The 17,089-nt window shown below is 34.8% G+C and carries 13 protein-coding genes, 1 tRNA gene and 1 pseudogene; 10 read left to right on the forward strand and 5 right to left on the reverse strand.

Going from position 1 to position 17,089, the window contains the following annotated elements:
- Positions 1-62 precede the first annotated feature (62 nt).
- Positions 63-132, forward strand: a tRNA-Met gene (locus tag CC92_RS0117695).
- A 134-nt stretch (positions 133-266) separates the two neighbouring features.
- On the opposite strand, the gene CC92_RS0117700 is transcribed toward CC92_RS0117695, so the two are convergent.
- Positions 267-761, reverse strand: coding sequence for an AAA family ATPase (locus CC92_RS0117700; RefSeq protein WP_029501318.1), 495 nt, complete (start codon positions 759-761; stop codon positions 267-269).
- Positions 762-1,128: 367 nt separating this feature from the next.
- Here CC92_RS0117700 and CC92_RS0117705 point away from each other — a divergent pair, with 367 nt between their 5' ends.
- The 5 genes from CC92_RS0117705 (at position 1,129) to CC92_RS0117735 (ending at position 9,073) form a co-directional block, all read left to right on the forward strand.
- On the forward strand, positions 1,129-2,208 hold the full coding sequence (locus CC92_RS0117705) for a sensor histidine kinase (RefSeq protein WP_081841985.1): 1,080 nt from the start codon (positions 1,129-1,131) through the stop codon (positions 2,206-2,208).
- The gene (locus CC92_RS0117710; RefSeq protein WP_029501316.1) at positions 2,205-2,828 is read left to right on the forward strand and encodes a response regulator transcription factor; all 624 of its coding nucleotides are present in this window, start codon (positions 2,205-2,207) and stop codon (positions 2,826-2,828) included. Before CC92_RS0117705 ends, CC92_RS0117710 begins: the two co-directional genes overlap by 4 nt.
- Before the next feature lie 794 nt (positions 2,829-3,622).
- Positions 3,623-4,549, forward strand: a complete 927-nt coding sequence (locus CC92_RS0117725) for a phosphotransferase (protein ID WP_029501314.1) — start codon at positions 3,623-3,625, stop codon at positions 4,547-4,549.
- Positions 4,550-4,732: 183 nt separating this feature from the next.
- Positions 4,733-5,866, forward strand: a complete 1,134-nt coding sequence (locus CC92_RS0117730) for an exonuclease SbcCD subunit D (protein WP_029501313.1) — start codon at positions 4,733-4,735, stop codon at positions 5,864-5,866.
- 90 nt (positions 5,867-5,956) lie between these two features.
- Positions 5,957-9,073, forward strand: a complete 3,117-nt coding sequence (locus CC92_RS0117735; RefSeq protein ID WP_029501312.1) for an AAA family ATPase — start codon at positions 5,957-5,959, stop codon at positions 9,071-9,073.
- A gap of 174 nt (positions 9,074-9,247) precedes the next feature.
- Here CC92_RS0117735 and CC92_RS0117740 read toward each other — a convergent pair whose 3' ends face one another.
- From CC92_RS0117740 to dpsA, 3 genes are all read right to left on the reverse strand, one after another.
- A complete protein-coding gene (locus CC92_RS0117740; protein ID WP_029501311.1) occupies positions 9,248-10,051 on the reverse strand; it encodes an aminoglycoside phosphotransferase family protein in 804 nt (267 codons plus the stop codon).
- 438 nt (positions 10,052-10,489) lie between these two features.
- Positions 10,490-11,077: a dipicolinate synthase subunit B gene (locus CC92_RS0117745; RefSeq protein WP_029501310.1), complete on the reverse strand. Its 588-nt coding sequence runs from the start codon at positions 11,075-11,077 to the stop codon at positions 10,490-10,492.
- A 22-nt stretch (positions 11,078-11,099) separates the two neighbouring features.
- On the reverse strand, positions 11,100-11,978 hold the full coding sequence (gene dpsA / locus CC92_RS0117750) for a dipicolinate synthase subunit DpsA (protein ID WP_029501309.1): 879 nt from the start codon (positions 11,976-11,978) through the stop codon (positions 11,100-11,102).
- Positions 11,979-12,131: 153 nt separating this feature from the next.
- On the opposite strand from dpsA, the pseudogene CC92_RS23665 reads away from it, so the two are divergent.
- Positions 12,132-12,323 (forward strand): annotated as a pseudogene (locus tag CC92_RS23665) (chromate transporter); the annotation flags it as partial.
- Positions 12,324-12,611: 288 nt separating this feature from the next.
- Positions 12,612-13,241 (forward strand): histidine phosphatase family protein, encoded by a 630-nt coding sequence (locus CC92_RS0117760; RefSeq protein ID WP_029501308.1) that lies wholly within the window; start codon positions 12,612-12,614, stop codon positions 13,239-13,241.
- Position 13,242: 1 nt separating this feature from the next.
- Here CC92_RS0117760 and CC92_RS0117765 read toward each other — a convergent pair whose 3' ends face one another.
- The gene (locus CC92_RS0117765; protein ID WP_029501307.1) at positions 13,243-14,013 is read right to left on the reverse strand and encodes a Cof-type HAD-IIB family hydrolase; all 771 of its coding nucleotides are present in this window, start codon (positions 14,011-14,013) and stop codon (positions 13,243-13,245) included.
- Between the two features lie 678 nt (positions 14,014-14,691).
- On the opposite strand from CC92_RS0117765, the gene CC92_RS0117770 reads away from it, so the two are divergent.
- Positions 14,692-16,035 carry an MATE family efflux transporter gene (locus CC92_RS0117770; RefSeq protein WP_029501306.1) on the forward strand — a complete coding sequence of 448 codons (1,344 nt, stop codon included), beginning with the start codon at positions 14,692-14,694 and terminating at the stop codon, positions 16,033-16,035.
- A gap of 7 nt (positions 16,036-16,042) precedes the next feature.
- Positions 16,043-16,981 carry an AEC family transporter gene (locus CC92_RS0117775; protein WP_029501305.1) on the forward strand — a complete coding sequence of 313 codons (939 nt, stop codon included), beginning with the start codon at positions 16,043-16,045 and terminating at the stop codon, positions 16,979-16,981.
- The last annotated feature ends 108 nt before the right edge of the window (positions 16,982-17,089 follow it).

The raw sequence follows: 17,089 nt of genomic DNA on the forward strand, positions 1-17,089 counted from the left end.
TGCTACGATATTATAGTGGTCGAGGTAATGTTACACTAAGGTATTGTTTGATATAATCATAAGGTGTCGTGGCCAATCGGAAGGCAGGGGTTTCATAAACTTTTAATCCTGGTTCGAATCCAGGCGGTACCGTGCTAAAATAATGAATCAGAATTAGATAAGAGAATGATTTGTCGCTTGCTTATAGTGCAAGCGACCTTTTTTCTATCGTATTCTTAGTTCGGTGTGATTACAAACAGTTAGCGCAACTATTGTTTTGATTGATTTTAGGAGCATTCTTCGATTATATCTTTTATTTCACTAACAATTTGACTTACTGTTTTATCGTCAGTGTTGATCACATAATCGTTGGGATAGGGTTCTAACTTTAACCATTCAAAGGATATCTCATTGTCATCACCGCGTTTTTTGTGTCGTTCTATTAAAGTCTTTTCAGAGCAAGTCAATGTAAATCCAATTGTTATGTAATCTTTTGCTATAATATCCCTCAATATAGGCTCTCGGATTGATTCGTACATCACCACGACAGAAGAAAAAATAACATAATCGAACCTTGAGTTTAAGTAGTTAGATAAAACATAGGACATATTTTTGTCACCGTTTCGTAGTCTTTTATCACTGAGAGAAAATGGATTGACACACCACATCCAGTCGCCGTCACAATATGCACTGTTTTCATAGGATTCAAACAAGCTGGTTGCAACTGTAGTTTTGCCGACACAGGGAGAACCACTTATAATGATTAATTTTTGCTTAGACATCCTCATACCTCCACTTAAAATGTGTATTGAACAATAAATCTTAAAAGATATAAATAATCTCTCGTTAGAATTTTACCAAAAACTAACATTCTTTTCTTATACTCTAAATTCAAACGCCAAGCTTGTCAAGTTGTTCTGAAACTTAGATTCATAAAAAGCTCAAACCACAACAATTTTTAATACAACAGATGATACGTCCGTTAACAGGAATAAATTGTTTGGTGGAAAAATTAAGAAATATGTTTAACAAGAGTATATGGTTATGGTAAACTAATAGTAATGGAAACCAAAGTACGACAAAGGAAAACAACAAAAATAGAAATCTACAAACGAAAAGATTAATGTTTCCTGAAAGGAGAAAACTTGTTTGAATTCCATCTATGATCGGCTACTTATATTACTATGTTGCAGCTTTTTTCTAGATTTAAATACTAACATAAAGTATGCAGTGATAGCCCTACTGCTTGCCATGGCTATCAGTGAATTTAACTTTGTTATCGAAAAAAATCTATTTTTTTATGTAAGTTATATCTGCTATTTTCTTTTATGCTTATTCATGCCGCAATTTTTTGCTTTTCTACCACTACTTTTGTATGATTCTGTTTGGTTTCATAAGATGGTATTAGGTATTGCAGTCGTATTTACTGCAGGATATCAACTTTCGCAATTTGATTCGGTTTTTACGTGCTTATTTTTTATCATGTTACACATTATCTCCGTTATATTTGCGATACGAACGATGGAACTAAATTGTTTAAAGTCGCAGCTTATTAAGATACAAGACACTACCAAAGAATCGAAGATGGAGTTAGAAGCAAGAAATCAGGAACTTATAAGACAGCAGGATACCGAGATCTATTTAGCTACATTAAAAGAGAGAAACCGAATTGCCAGAGAAATTCATGATAACGTCGGTCATTTGTTATCTCGCTCTATCCTTATGGTTGGTGCAGCCATTGCTGTAAATAAGAATAAAGAAAGTGATGAATTACTGTGTGGTTTAAAAGATACGTTATCGCAAGCTATGAATTCCATAAGACTCAGTGTTCATGATTTGCATGATGGTGCGTTTGATTTAAAAACCAGCGTCGAACAGTTGGTAAACGAGGTATCTTTTTGTAAGGTAGAGTTAGATTATGATATGGGAGATGTGGTAAATCGAAATATTAAGTATTGTTTCGTATCGATATTAAAAGAAGCATTTTCTAACATTATAAGACATAGCAATGCCACGATAGTGGAAGTGGTGTTACGAGAACATCCAGGGATGTATCAGTTACTCATAAAGGACAATGGAACTGGAGAAAAAAAGACACAAGGAGAAGGCATAGGATTAACGAACATGCAGGACAGAGTGAATGCATTAGGTGGAAATATTACGATTACTTCAGAAAAGGGATTTCGGATATTTGTTATGATACCAAGAAAACAGGAGGGAGAAAGTTGAGAATTGTAATTGTGGATGATGACCGTTTGGTATGTTCGTCATTAAAGGTTATCTTAGAAATGGATTCTGAGATTAAAGTGGATGCCATCGGAAACGATGGTAGTGAAGCTATCAAACTATATGAGATGTATACTCCAGATGTACTTTTAATGGATATTCGTATGGCGACAATGAGCGGAATAGAGGCGGCAGAACAGATTTTAGCGAAGCATAAAAATGCTAAGATATTATTTTTAACAACATTTTCTGATGATGAGTACATAGTAAAAGCATTAAAGATTGGTGCCAAAGGCTATCTGCTAAAACAAGACTATGATAGCATCCTTCCTGCGCTAAAGGCAGTTTCCATCGGTCAAAGCGTCTTCGGCTCTGATGTCGTTACGAAATTACCGGACTTAATGCAAAAGAAAAAAGAATTTCCTTATGAGGAGTACCAACTGACGAAGAAGGAATATGAACTACTTAGAATGGTCGCAGAAGGTCTTAGCAATAAAGAAATTGCGGATGCTATGTTCTTAAGTGAAGGTACGGTTAGAAATTATCTTAGTAATTTATTACTAAAGCTTGATGTTAGAGATCGGACACAGGCAGCTATTTTTTATTATAAGCAGATGCAGTAAGATTAAAAGACAAAAAACACGTAGTGATCTTATTTTATGTCCATTATAAATTAGGTGATGTAACGGGAAAAACTAGTAATAGGAAATAGTGAGAAAAATAAAGTTTTATCCCACTATAATTAGTCCAAACGCCTATATCTAAGGTGCTTTGGCAGAATGGAGATTTATATGAATGAGCAGGTAGAATCTTATTTAACCAAAAGAAAAAAAAGAGATAGAAGAGGAGAAAAGGGAAAAAAGAAGTGCTCATCTTAAAAGCTTAGGGCTTACTACAAGGATATATACAGACGAAGCTGGATATAACGATGAATTTCCAAGATATGATAATAAGGAAAAGAAACATTATAAATTAATTGCACTTGATGTTACTGATGATGAATATGAAGAGATTTGTAAGCATGATACAAATAATAAGCATACTGTAGAATATGAGGCTAGCAATATAGTCACTGTATTAAATGTGATCGCAGTTATCATAATTGTGGGAGGTATCATTGCTGGTTTTGTTATGGGGTATCAAGGAGCTGAATACAGATCGAATAATGAATTTTATATGAAAGTAGCATTTATATGGTGGGCTTACTCCATAGTAATTGGTGTAGTGTTGTTAGGATTTAGCAAAATCATAAATCTACTAGAGAAAATCGATCATAAATTAAGTGACAAATAGATTATAGGTGTAGCCTTTCATGAGTACTTATGTTTTCGATAATATTATAGTCTTTTACATAAAAAGGAGCAGTTTAGATAACCGAATATTACAATTTTGTATTCTCTTAAAGGAGCTATCACATATGATTGACGAAGCTTTACTATACTATAATTTTCTCAATCCGAAATACACGTTTATAAGACATAATGAAAATATGACCTATCAAGTGATAGATGGTAATAATAAGTTTTTATTAAGAATACATAAAGCAGCGGCAGGCTTGAATTTTTCCTTTCAGTGCGGTGAAACACCAAGAGAAGTTTTTATTCATAGTGAAATCGAGCTTTTAATGAAGATGCTCTCTGATACTAATATTAGAGTTCAGCAACCGATAACAAATAAATTAGGTGAGTATGTCACGAAACTTCGTTCAGGACATTATGTTACAGCACTTTCCTGGTTTGATGGTGAAGATTTGAGGAATGCAACAATAACCAGTGAAATTGTTCATAATATTGGTAAGTTAATTGGCAGTCTTCATAATCTGATGTCTAGGTTGCCATATTTTCATCGATATAGCTATGATGAAGATATGATTGGTCGAGTACTAAATGAAATAAAAAAAGCCTTTGAGCTTCAACATATAGAAGAAAAACATTATGAATGTATTCGGAATTTTCTACTAGGTTTTTCTAAACTAATCCGTAAAGAAAAGAAGAATTTTATTCTAGTTCATGCGGATTTAAGCAAATCAAATCTTATAAACAATGGGAATGAGATTATACCGATTGATTTTTCTTTATCTGGTTATGCTCTTCCAGAAATGGATTTAGCAGAGATGAGCTGTAGCTTAAATGATAAAACACTAACATCGTCTTTGTTAGACGGTTATCGCCACGTTAGTGAGTATTCTCTGAATGAATTTTATGTAGATGTATATTTTGCTTTTTCTATAGTTTTATATATTGCGTACCACCATGAAAACTTTGTTGGAGATGAAAAATCTCAAAATTCATTAGACCGATGGACGACTACGATTATAGAACCCATAGTAGCAAAAATGGAGTAAATATTGGAAAGAAATAAAAGGCACTATGTAGAAACTTCCTTCTATCAAGTAGATAGAGAGTGAGCCCTACCTGGTGCCTTTATTCATCCTTGTTCCATGCTTGTCCCTTTCCAGAATATTTGTTCTTATCATTTTCTGTTTCTTTATGTTATGATACAATAGAAACTAAGAGGAGGTGTCGGTATGAAATTTATGCATTTATCAGACCTGCATATTGGAAAAAGAGTAAATGAGTTTTCCATGATAGAAGACCAGATATATATCTTACAAAAGATTTTAGAGCTTGCAGATAAAGAAAAACCAGATGCAATCTTGATTGCTGGTGATGTGTACGATAAGAATCTGCCGACGATTGATGGCGTTAATCTATTGGATGATTTTTTATCGGGCTTACATGAGCGAAAGATTCCAGTGTTTATGATTAGTGGAAATCATGATTCTGCGGATCGACTTAATTTCGCAAGTCGGATATTAAGAAATAATGATGTTTATATAGCAGGAACTTATCAGGGGGAGATAGCAAGATTTACATTAAAAGATGGACAGGGTCCGGTAAATATTTATCTGTTACCCTTTGTTAAACCTGCCATTGCTTCGGTGTATCACGAGGGAGTTGAATCCTATCATGATGCAGTGAAAGCGATTCTGTCAGCAGCGAATGTAAATAAAGCAGAAAGAAATATTCTAGTGGCGCATCAATTTGTGACTGCTGGAGATATTTCGCCAGAATGTTGTGATTCTGAAAATATATCAGTTGGTGGGCTTGATAATGTAGATGTCAGTGTTTTCGATGATTTTGATTATGTCGCACTGGGACATCTTCATGGTCCACAGCGAATTGGTAGAGATACGGTTCGATATGCGGGTTCCCCACTAAAATACTCTTTTTCTGAGACAAATCAGAAAAAGTCCGTAACGATGGTAACGATTAATAACAAGGAGGAGATTATACAGGAGTATATCCCATTAATTCCTTTAAGAGATATGCGTCAGTTAAAAGGACCAATTGATGAGTTATTGAATCCTAAGAATTATAAAAATGGAAATACGATGGACTATATTCATGCTACTTTAACGGATGAAGAGGAAATCTATGATGCTATCGGACGGATTCGAAGCATTTACCCAAATGTAATGCGCATTGATTTTGATAACAGTAAGACGAAGCCAAATGAAACAGCGAAACTAGCGGCTGAAGATATCATAAGAAAAGACCCCTTGTGGCTATTTGAAGAGTTTTTTAAGAACCAGAATAATGTTCCTATGTCCGATGAGCAACATGAGATTATGAAAAAACTACTTATGGAGCAGGAGTAATTATTATGACAATGTGTGTTTGAGCATAGATATCATGTAAATAAGAAGTGCTAAACGTAAGAGTAGAGTTTAGGAAAGGAGGGGGAACTTATGAAACCGCTTAAGCTAGTAATTAGTGGTTTTGGACCATTTAAAGGTGAAGTTACAGTACCATTCGATAAAATCGGGGAGTCAGGGATATTTTTAATTAGCGGTGATACTGGAGCTGGTAAAACAACAATTTTTGATGCAATTGCATTTGCGTTATATGGCAGTGCGAGTGGAGAAAATCGAACCACTGATTCGATGCGTAGTGATTATGCAACAAGCGATGATAGAACCTATGTAAAGCTTGTATTTTCACATAAAGGTAGACAATATGAGGTAGAGAGAAATCCATTATACCAAAGAGCCAAAAAGCGTGGAGATGGATTTACGGAAGAAAAGCCAAATGCAACACTTACCAAATGGGATGGTACCGTAATCGCAGGATACCAACCGGTAACGAATGAGATTATAGAGATTTTGACCGTTGATTATAAACAGTTTAAGCAGATTGCTATGATTGCACAAGGCGAGTTTATGAAACTTCTTACTGCAAGCAGTGAGGAACGAGGAGTTATCTTTCGTAAAGTATTCCAAACAGGCCATTATGAAGCAATGCAAAAAAAGTTAAAATCCATGGCTTCTGAGTTAAAGGGAGAATGTGATCAGCTAGAGCGAAGTATGGTACAGTATCTTTCAGGAATTATTCTTCCGAAGGAAAATGAAGTGTTAGAAGAGTGGAAGCGTAAACCAGATATTCATAAAATAGATGCTTTATTAGAGCTATTAAAGCTAGGATTAGAAGAAGATAAAGCGACATATGAAACACTGGAAGAAGAGAATAAGAAGTTAGAAAAGAGCCTCGTTGAGCTGACTACAAAGATTACTTTAGTAGAAGAACAAGAGAAGAAGAAACAGGAATTAGAGCAAAGAAGGCTAATCTTAGAGCAATTAAGCAAACAGTCGGACGAGATAAAGTCAAAGCAGATAGAGTTACAAAATGCAAAGAAAGCTTTATATCAAGTAAAACCTGTTGCAGATGTTTATCATAGAAGCAAAACAGAAATAGAAAATTTATCAAAAGAGATATTAGAGCAGAAAAAACGCTTTGCCATTCTTGAGGTAGATGTAAAGAAAAAGCAGGAAGAATATCAAGAACATGAGAAAGACAAAGCATATCTAGAAGAACTAGCAGTTGCTATTAATCAGTGTAAGGAAGAACTTGTTCAGTATGAGAATCTAAGGCAGCTAGAGATAAAGATTCAAAGTAATCTTAAGAAGCAAGAAGAAATTGTTGTGAATGAGAATGGTCTAACTGAAAAGAGTAAGATTCTAAAGACCGAGATTAGTGAACTTACCAAAGAGCTACAAGGATATCTTCCTATCGATCAAGAGATTTCTGAATGTATTCAACTTGGGAAAGAGTTAAAGGTAAGAATCACAAAGCTTAAGAGTCTTTTCGAAGAAATGAATCGAATTGAAGTAGAGTCTGGTAATCTTGAAGCCTTACAAAAGGAATATTTTAAGAAAGAGAACTCGTATCAAACTGCGAATAAAGAGTACCAAGTCTTAGAATTAGCATATTTTCGTGAGCAGGCAGGTTTGCTTGCGATGAATTTAAAGGAAGAAGAACCTTGTCCTGTTTGTGGCTCGACGAATCATCCAAAGAAAGCAGAATGTAGTAAAGAAGCACCTACCGAAGCCATGTTAAATCAAGCAAAGGCAAAATTTGAGCGTGAAACAGCAGCTCTTAACCAGCAGAGCCTTTCTGTAAGTAATCAAAAAACAAAGATTTCCATGATGTGGGACAATTTAAGTTTGGTATGTGAAGAAATCTTTGAAGAATCGATTGCATCAGAAAAAATTAAAGATCGTATTACAGAAGAGCTAGCTCGTAGTGAGGAAGTATTCCTTCAAAAAAATGAGGAATATAAAGTGCTTAAGAAAAATCAAGAAAGAAGAGACTGCTGTAATAAACGTGTGACAGAAATCACGGATTCACTAGAAGAGATAGCACAGAGAATTCAGTCACTTAATAAAGATAAGATAGCAATTGCAACTGTTCTTGGTCAGATGGAAGGAAGTAAAGAACAGATTCTTGCGCGAAGAAAGTATGCTACGAAGGAGGAATGTGAAAACAAGCATAACTCACTTCTTGAAGAGAGTAAACAAATTCGTAGTTATCTGGAACGACTAGAGAGAGAATTCCGAGAACTACGTTCCCTGTGGTCAGCATTAAAGGCTGTTATTGAGGAAAACGAAATAAAAGAAGCGAAACGAAAGACTTCGTTAGAGGAAGAAGAAAAGGCTTACCAAAACAAGTTAATAGAAAATTTCTCTGGATCTGAAGAAAGTTATCTATCCTGCCTTTGGCCAGAAGATAAAATCGAGCAGACACAAAAAAATATAGAAGATTACGAGAAACAGGTATCAGAACAACAATTAATGATTGAAAAGTTGGTTATAGAAATCAAGGATATTGATTCCGTGGATTTACCAACTCTTCATGAAAATCGTAACATGATTATCTCTCAGAAGTCCGAATGTGAACGGCAGAAAGAAGAAGTGAATCGAAGAGTTCGTAATAACGAACAGATTTATCAAGATGCCAAAAAGCAACTGGAAGCTAAGGGAGAGATACAGAGAAAATATCTTAGTATCAATGAACTATCAAAAACAGCAAACGGTGAGCTAGCAGGAAAAGTTAAAATAGCGTTTGAACAGTATGTACAAGCTTTCTATTTTGACTCTGTCATTGAAGAAGCAAATAAGCGTCTTCGTAAGATGACATTTAGCCAGTATACCTTGCACCGTGTAGATAGTGTGAATTTAAGAAGTCAAGGTGGGCTAGAAATCTTTGTTATGGATCATTATACTGGAAAGAAGAGGTCCGTAAAGTCTCTTTCTGGAGGAGAGTCCTTTAAAGCAGCGTTGGCACTTGCTCTTGGGCTATCTGATGTAATTCAAAGTTTTGCGGGTGGTATTGAACTTGATTCGATGTTTATTGATGAAGGATTTGGCTCCTTGGATTCTGAATCTCTAGAACAAGCGATTGAAACTTTAATTTCCTTAACTTCTGGTAACCGTTTGGTGGGTATCATCTCGCACGTAACAGAACTAAAAGAGAGAATTGATAAGAAGATACTGATTCATAAAACAATGGAAGGAAGCTATATTAAGTAGTAAAACCAATATAAAGTAGTAAAACAAATAAAAGTATTCTATTATTATTGTTGAATGACAGTTACATTCGGACAGACGATAGTCTGTCCGTTTCTTATGGAATCTGGTATGCCATGTATAGGTTATGAATAAGTATCGTAAGCGATTGTGAATATCCGCTTTGATTCAGATCTATTATGTCTTTTCTATCAGTCTAAAAAGCCATTCTCTCTCTTGTCTTGAATTGTCATTATCACACATTATATTATCATATAATCTTCTGGATGCAACAATTGGTAGACACATTAAGATATGTTCTTGCGTAATACCAGACAAATTACAATAGTACGATAAATAGTCCTTTGCAAAATTAGCAAAGATTTCGGATACGAATGCTCCTAGTAAAAGCTTAATAATAGGTGAGTTTAAAGTCATGTAGCTCCAAGCAACATCTAATATCGGATTTCCTGAACAGGCTCCATTCCAATCAATAACAATATATTTGTTATCTTCTCCAATGATATTTAGTGGTTGATAATCACCGTGGCATAGTTTATTATCACTAGGAATATTATCCAACAGGTTAATTAAAGGGGCAGCCTTATTGCCTAATATACTTTTTAATTCTAGGATTCGTCTTTTTAGGAAATCATATTGCGATGGTAGTTCATCCAATGATTTGTTGTGTATATCATAATGCATTTGTGCAAATTTATATGCTAATTCTGTTTCATAAATTCCTGCTAGAAGTGGTTCTGCCATAATCTTTCCACAGATACGTTCATATATTAGTGCCCTTTTACCATAATAATCAATGGAACCCATATATTTTGGTATATTGAGTAAAAATCTGTTTAATAACTGTCCAATATGCATCTCATTATCGATTACATTATCTTCGATATGTGGCTTATATATTTTAATGACCTCGGTATCTCCCCATTCGTATACATTGGATGTACCACCACTTCCTACTTGTTTTCCTAGTATTTTCTCCATAAAATACCTCTATTAGATATTATTTTAGTAGATATATTATTTATTTTCTTGCATATTAAACAAATTGAAATATTAACACACTGATATACGAAACACACTGAAAAATGAAACACACTAAAATATTACTCGCATGGAAATATTATACATAAAATATGAGTGAAATACAATATACTATCCTTCTAAGAGATACAACTAGTATAGATTTCAGTAGCCACATTGGACGATAATGTATATGTAAATAAGAATTAAAAAAAACCAGTCATTGAAACAGAAATTACAAAAAATAAGAGAACACTTAAAACCTAGAAACATTGATGCTTCCTTTAAGGTTTCATGTGTTCTCTATATTTATGGAAGTTACTATTTTAAATATAAAGCTGAATGCGCTAGGTTTATTACGTAGGATACAACATTTATTTTCCTTTTTAACCATCTAAATTAAGCAGGATTCTCAATAATAGGCTGCATTTGCTTCCCATCCAGTGCTAATTCAAGGGTTGGAATAATATATGAGGTATTGGAAATCATGGAGTTTGGTTTTTTATTAAAGTCATCTTGACCAAATGGCACAAAGTATACATTTTTACAATTTAACATAGAGCCAACATTTTTAAAATTAATACCGAGTGCATCATTGGTAGCTAAGGAGATAGCGAGTGGTTTCTGATTCCGCAAATGACCTTTCGCAGCCATTAGGACAGGCGTGTCGGTGATTCCATTGCATAATTTTGCTAAAGTATTTCCCGTACATGGGGCAATGATTATAATGTCGACCATCCCCTTTGGACCCAAAGGTTCTGCTTCATTGATGGTTAATACTGGTTTATTTCCAGTGATAGTTGTAATCTGCTCTATAAAATCAGCTGCTTTTCCAAAACGGCTGTCGATGGTTTGAGCATGAAAGGAAAAGATAGGTATAACATTTGCTTGTTCGTTTACTAAGTTTTGAATTTGTTGTATTACTTTTTCGAAGGTACAAAATGAGCCGGTTAGTGCTACACCAACATTCTTACCTGATAATTTCATTGTTTCACATTCCTTCTAAATCTTACGAGGAGGCACTTCTGCTAATACAATCTAGTAAAGCTGTCACTAAGATCGAAGCCGATGTTTTTGGAGAATAGATTCCAGGGAGTCCAAGGCATAGTGAGGCGTTGATTCCCAATTGGTCGCAATAATCAAAATTTACACCGCCTGGTTTTGAGGATATATCGATGATCACCGCATCTTTCCGTACATAGCTTATCAGTGCAGAATCTAGCACCATTGCTGGTATGGTATTAAAGATAAATGGAAAACGATGCAGATGTTTGCTAAGCTCGGAAAGTGGAATATTCTCATAACCATAGGCATCCGCATAAGATAACGCTTCTTCATTGCGTGCACCAATGCTAACTTTCGCACCAATACCTTTTAATTTGTCTGCTAGAATTTTAGCGCAACGACCAAAGCCTAAGACAAGGCACTCATTTTTGTGTAGGTTGATAGGACTGCGTACGATGGCTTCTGCTAAAGTCCCTTCCGCAGTTGCAATAGCGTTTGCGATGCTTACAGATTCTATTTCCATAAAGTCATAGTGGCGAATATTTTTTTTCATGCAAAACTCAGACATGAAGTTAGGGAAACAACCACCGAAGAGAGTATGCCCCTCCGTCAAATTTTCCTTAAGGTTATTAAGGGTCAAATCAGGAATCTCATGTACTGAGAAGATAGTAACCTGATTTTTGGAGACAGGTATAGGACATATCACGATATTGCCAAAAGATAGTGCTTCTTTTAATGTGGTCGCTTCATATATGGTGTCGCCTAATTCTCCACGGTCCAGACCATAGACCGCCACAGGAAAACCGGCTTCCATAAGTTGTTTTATCATATAATACTGTCTTAAATCTCCGCCTAGAAAGACAATTTTACTTAGCTGTGACATAGAGCTACCTCCTTCTTCTATAATATATGATTGGTCATTCAATCGGTTCCTCTTTCATAAAAGCAGTTTTCTTCTGTAGACAAATACGCTAGGATTAGGTAACATAAAGCTAAGAAGATTTGGCATACCATAAGGTAGTACGGGTATCATGCAGCAGGAGTAACAGGTGCAATACTTGCTACATTATCTTTGATATTACCTAGCGTAGTCATTATCATAGTGATATCCAAGTTCATAACGAATTACAGGAAGAGTTTTATAGTTTCTAGTATCTTTTATAGGATACGCCCAGCAGTTACAGGCTTACTTGCAATTGCAGTCTATAATTCATTAAAATTATTTTAGTAACGATACAGGGTAACACCACCATCTTTCATATTCCGGTAATAATTATATGCATTGTGATGTTTGAGTTATTACAGATAAAAAGACTTAGTAGCTTACATTCAGGAATATGGTTATTAGCGGATGCAGGAGTTGGGATTTTATGAAAGTTGTAACATCCCAACATAAAGTAATAAGGATGAAAGTTTGTGTGATTCGCTATAAGTTTTACAAAATGAAGTATTGTGCTAGTACCATTAAGGAGCAGAGTTCAGATGCGCAAAAGATTGTGCAAGAATGGAGGTTACGATGAACATATTTTTGATAAGACATGGCAGACAAAACAGTCAGCTATGTAACGTGGATGTTAATTTAGCAGTAGAAGGAAGAGAACAAGCAAAATTACTTGGTAAAAGGCTGAGTGAGTATGGAATCGACTGTCTATACTCTAGTGACTTACTTCGGGCAAGAGAAACCGCTGAAATAGTGAAGATATATTTAGGAAATGTAGATTATCGAATTAGAACAGAACTGCGAGAGATTGATTTTGGGCGTATGACTGGAAATAGCGATGAATATAATAATATGGCGTTTGCTGATTTTAAGAAGAAAAGGATGGAATTATCGGAAGATTTGCCATTCCCTGGTGGAGAATGTGGACAGGATGTGGTCAATCGAGTTAGAGATGTACTTGAGGAGATGATACATTCTGGGAAACAGAGAATAGCAGTAGTTACCCATGGTGGAGTAATTCGATCCATTGTTACAGATATTCTAGGCATGCCTCAATCAAAGAAGCTGCTTTTTGCGGTATCGCTTGAGAATACCAGTATTACGCAGCTTCAGTTTAATCGGGATTATCAACGGTTTTATTTGGAACGCTTTAATGATTTTTCTCATCTTGAGGTAAATAATAATCTCTTACGCAGAAATTGGTAGATTATAATAGTGACTCTAGTGTGTCTTCTACTAAGGATGTTTTGAGAGAATATCGATTCTTGATATCAGGCACTGCGTTTTCCATTACATAACCATAAGAGACAAGAGAGAGCATCTCTAGGTCATTATAGTTATCACCGAAGGCCATTGCTTCACATGGACTAAGGGATAGATAACCTAGTAAATGACTTAGAGCAGCTCCTTTATTTACGAGAGGGTTAACAAAATCTAACCAACTCTCTCCTGATATGGTTGCTTTTAACTTGTCACCGAAAAGTGAGGTAAAATAGGAAGCAGAGTGAGAAATACCTTCTTTTTCATATACTGAGATTTTAATGATATCTTCTGGAATTTCTTGAAAACTGTCTACTACAACTACGTTGTTTTTTACGATATTTTTCATACGATGAACATAACTATCAGTTTTTGGTAGCAGGTAAGAAGTATTTTGACCTGAGATCAGAACTTCACATCCTTCTCGTTCATAAATAGTTTGACATAGTTTTTTTGCTATCTCAGGAGCCATTACACTTTTATATAAAACCTTATCTTGATACATGACAAGGGAGCCATTTTCACAAATAAAAGCCATATATTTAGCAACATCTTTAAAATTACGGTAGAGATTCGGATATTGGCGACCACTGGCTGCCACAAAAAGAATACCTTTATCATGTAGTTGTTTTATTATTGATATAGCACGGTCACTTACTTGCTGGCATCCGTTTAGAAGTAGTGTACCATCCATATCACTTGCAATTATTTTTATCATAGATCCTCCGGTGAAATATTTTCCCTATTATAACAGGTTGCTATCATAGAAACAAGGTGAGAAGTCTGAAAATATTTTTGGAACATTGACTAATAGAATGTTTGAATTACATAGGAATCGGGGATAGATATTAGCAAATGTGGATAAAAGAATGAAATTTGGAAAGAAGAGAAAAGCGGATGTGTAGAGATTAACTTAGTATGTAAATGTGTAAAAGGGATAAGCAGAAAAAGGAATAGCAGGAAAGTATAATCAGATAAAATATAATCAGGATATAAACAGAAAAGATATAAATACAAAAGATATAAACAGAAAAGATATAAACAGAAAAGATACAAACAGAAAAGATATAAACAGAAAAGATATAAATAGAAAAGATATAAATAGAAAAGATATAGTAGAAAAGAAATACTAGAAATAAAGATAACCTAAATGAAATAAGTCAAAAAGAAATAAGCAAAAAGAGATAAGTGTAAATAAAGAATTAAGAACTCATAGATTATAGATATGAAGGATCTCTTTAAAAGTTTAATGGACTCAGAATTTTTTAGATATATACAAAAGTTAATACAAACATACAAGGAAATTCAGTGTTTCTACTATTGTATATTTGTAATAGATACTTCATAATAATTCAGTATTTGTGATTTTCGAAAGAGAAAGCGGAGAGGATTAGCTATGTTTACTAGAAAGAATCTTATCAAGTTATTGGTTCCACTTGTTATTGAACAGTTGCTTGCAGTTACAGTTGGTATGGCAGATACCATTATGATTGCAAAAAGAGGAGAGGAAGCTGTTTCAGGTATCTCAGCAGTTGATGCTATCTGTGTACTATTAATCGGGCTTTTCTCAGCTCTGGCAACAGGGGGTGCTGTTGTAGCAGCCCAGTATCTTGGACAAAAAAACAGAGAAAAAGCTAGAGTGGCTGCCAATCAGTTAGTTTTATCCGTAGCAGTTTTATCAGTGATATTAATGATTATTGCTTTGATTGGAAATGAAGCAATTTTGCATTTGATTTATGGCAAGTTAAGTCCTCAAACGATGGAAAATGCGAAGATTTATTTTTATATCGTAGCAGTATCGTTCCCGTTTATTGCAATTTATAATGCAGGAGCTGCTCTGTTTCGAGCTATGGGTAATTCTAAGATTTCAATGATGACATCGTTTTGGATGAATATCATTAATATTACTGGAAATGCAATTCTTATCTTTGGATTTGACATGGGAGTTGCAGGAGCAGGTATCTCTACTTTATTAGCTCGTATGATTGCAGCAACTATTGTTATGTTACGCTTAAGAAACCAAGAGAATGCTATCTGTATTGAATATAACTTTCGTCTAGGCTATGAGCCAAAGATGATTCGACGTATTTTAAACATTGGTATTCCAAATGGTTTAGAAAATAGTATTTTTCAATTTGGAAAGCTTTTGGTAGGCAGTCTGATTGCCAGCTATGGTGAAGTCGGAATGACAGCGAATGCAATTGGTAACTCAGTGGCATCGTTTAACTGTATCCCTGGTAGTGCAATTGGGTTAGCAATGATTACCGTAGTTGGTCAATGTGTAGGTGCAGGAAAGCTTGATGAAGCTAAGAAGTACACATGGAAACTATTAAAATATGCAAGTATTTCTATGTTAGTACTTAATATAATCGTATTATTAAGTATCAATCCAATCGTTAATTTGTTCGAAGCTCAGGCAGAAACAAAAGAACTTGCAACGAAGTTACTGATTTATCATTGTATTTGCTGTATCATCATCTGGCCATTTGCATTTACATTACCTAATGCATTAAGAGCTGCAAATGATGTGAAATACACGATGTTTACTTCTATTGCTTCGATGTGGATTTTCCGTGTTGGTTTAAGTTTTGTATTAGCTCAGAATTTCGGACTTGGTGTATTCGGTGTTTGGGTAGCAATGACAATCGACTGGTTATTCCGTGCAATCTTATTTATTAGTCGTTTAGTAAGTGGTGGATGGAAAAAGCATGCACGGATGGAGCGTGCAGTTTCTAAGTAGGAGGTTTATGGAGCTATCTCGTATAGTGGTGAATCAAGTATTTATTATGTTTCTCTTGATAGCAGTAGGGTTTGTCTTATATCAATTGAAATTAATCTCAGATCAGACGAATAAGCAGTTGGCATCTATTGTATTATATGTTGTTTCTCCAGCATTAATTTTAAATACGTATCAGATGGATTTTAATCCTAAAGATGCAAAAAATATGCTGCTTGGGTTTTTATTATCTTTTGTGAGTATCTTCTTAGCTATCCTCCTCTCACAGGTGTTAAGAGTGAAAGGAAAAAAAGAGAGTATTTCAACAGAACGCTTTTGTGTGATATTTTCAAACTGTGGGTTTATGGCAATTCCACTCTTAAACGCTTTGTTTGGTGAAATCGGAATATTTTACTGTAATACTTACATCACAGTATTTAATCTAGTGTTGTGGACCTATGGGATAGGGATCATGCAAAAAAATCAAGGTAGAGAACGGAAGTCTTTTTCTCATAGGGTAAAGCCGTTTTTAACACCTACTATGTTCAGTATTGTTATAGGGTTGTTTCTCTATTTCTTTCAGATTAAATTTCCAGCGCCTATTAGAGAGGCAACAAAATTTATTGCAGATATGAATACACCGCTTGCAATGATTGTTTGCGGGGTTTATATCGCTCAAAGTGATTTTTTAAGCGCGCTAAAGAAGTGGCGAGTATATCTAATCGTAGCATTAAAAGGGGTTTTTCTACCTTTCATTATAATTGGCGTATTTTACTTCCTACCACTTGATAATATGCTCCGCACAACGATTTTAATTACTGCTTCCTGCCCAACTGGTGCAACCGCTATATTAATTGCAAGTGGATATAAAGGCGATGTGGAACGAGCTTCCAATGTATTTGCAATCTCCACCTTATTTAGTATTATTACCTTACCGTTGGTAGTTTTGATATCCCAGTGGATGATATAATATATATGGATTGTATATAAATATTGAAGAAAAAGATGGCTAATTGAGAGTTATGATATCGTTCTATATCAATAAAGAATACGAATGATGCAAGAAATAGGATATAGA

Origin of the sequence: Lachnoclostridium phytofermentans (genome assembly GCF_000733755.1) — a bacterium.
GTDB lineage: Bacteria > Bacillota > Clostridia > Lachnospirales > Lachnospiraceae > Lachnoclostridium > Lachnoclostridium phytofermentans_A.

What these genes read in the sequence shown, in the direction of transcription:
- CC92_RS0117745 (WP_029501310.1), bottom strand. Translation starts at nt 11,077, where the DNA reads ATGAAATTATCAGGTAAGAATGTTGGTGTAGCACTAACCGGCTCATTT.
- CC92_RS0117740 (WP_029501311.1), bottom strand. Translation starts at nt 10,051, where the DNA reads ATGGAGAAAATACTAGGAAAACAAGTAGGAAGTGGTGGTACATCCAAT.
- CC92_RS0117770 (WP_029501306.1), top strand. Translation starts at nt 14,692, where the DNA reads ATGTTTACTAGAAAGAATCTTATCAAGTTATTGGTTCCACTTGTTATT.
- CC92_RS0117735 (WP_029501312.1), top strand. Translation starts at nt 5,957, where the DNA reads ATGAAACCGCTTAAGCTAGTAATTAGTGGTTTTGGACCATTTAAAGGT.
- CC92_RS0117760 (WP_029501308.1), top strand. Translation starts at nt 12,612, where the DNA reads ATGAACATATTTTTGATAAGACATGGCAGACAAAACAGTCAGCTATGT.
- CC92_RS0117700 (WP_029501318.1), bottom strand. Translation starts at nt 761, where the DNA reads ATGTCTAAGCAAAAATTAATCATTATAAGTGGTTCTCCCTGTGTCGGC.
- CC92_RS0117725 (WP_029501314.1), top strand. Translation starts at nt 3,623, where the DNA reads ATGATTGACGAAGCTTTACTATACTATAATTTTCTCAATCCGAAATAC.
- CC92_RS0117765 (WP_029501307.1), bottom strand. Translation starts at nt 14,013, where the DNA reads ATGATAAAAATAATTGCAAGTGATATGGATGGTACACTACTTCTAAAC.
- CC92_RS0117730 (WP_029501313.1), top strand. Translation starts at nt 4,733, where the DNA reads ATGAAATTTATGCATTTATCAGACCTGCATATTGGAAAAAGAGTAAAT.
- dpsA (WP_029501309.1), bottom strand. Translation starts at nt 11,978, where the DNA reads ATGTCACAGCTAAGTAAAATTGTCTTTCTAGGCGGAGATTTAAGACAG.
- CC92_RS0117775 (WP_029501305.1), top strand. Translation starts at nt 16,043, where the DNA reads ATGGAGCTATCTCGTATAGTGGTGAATCAAGTATTTATTATGTTTCTC.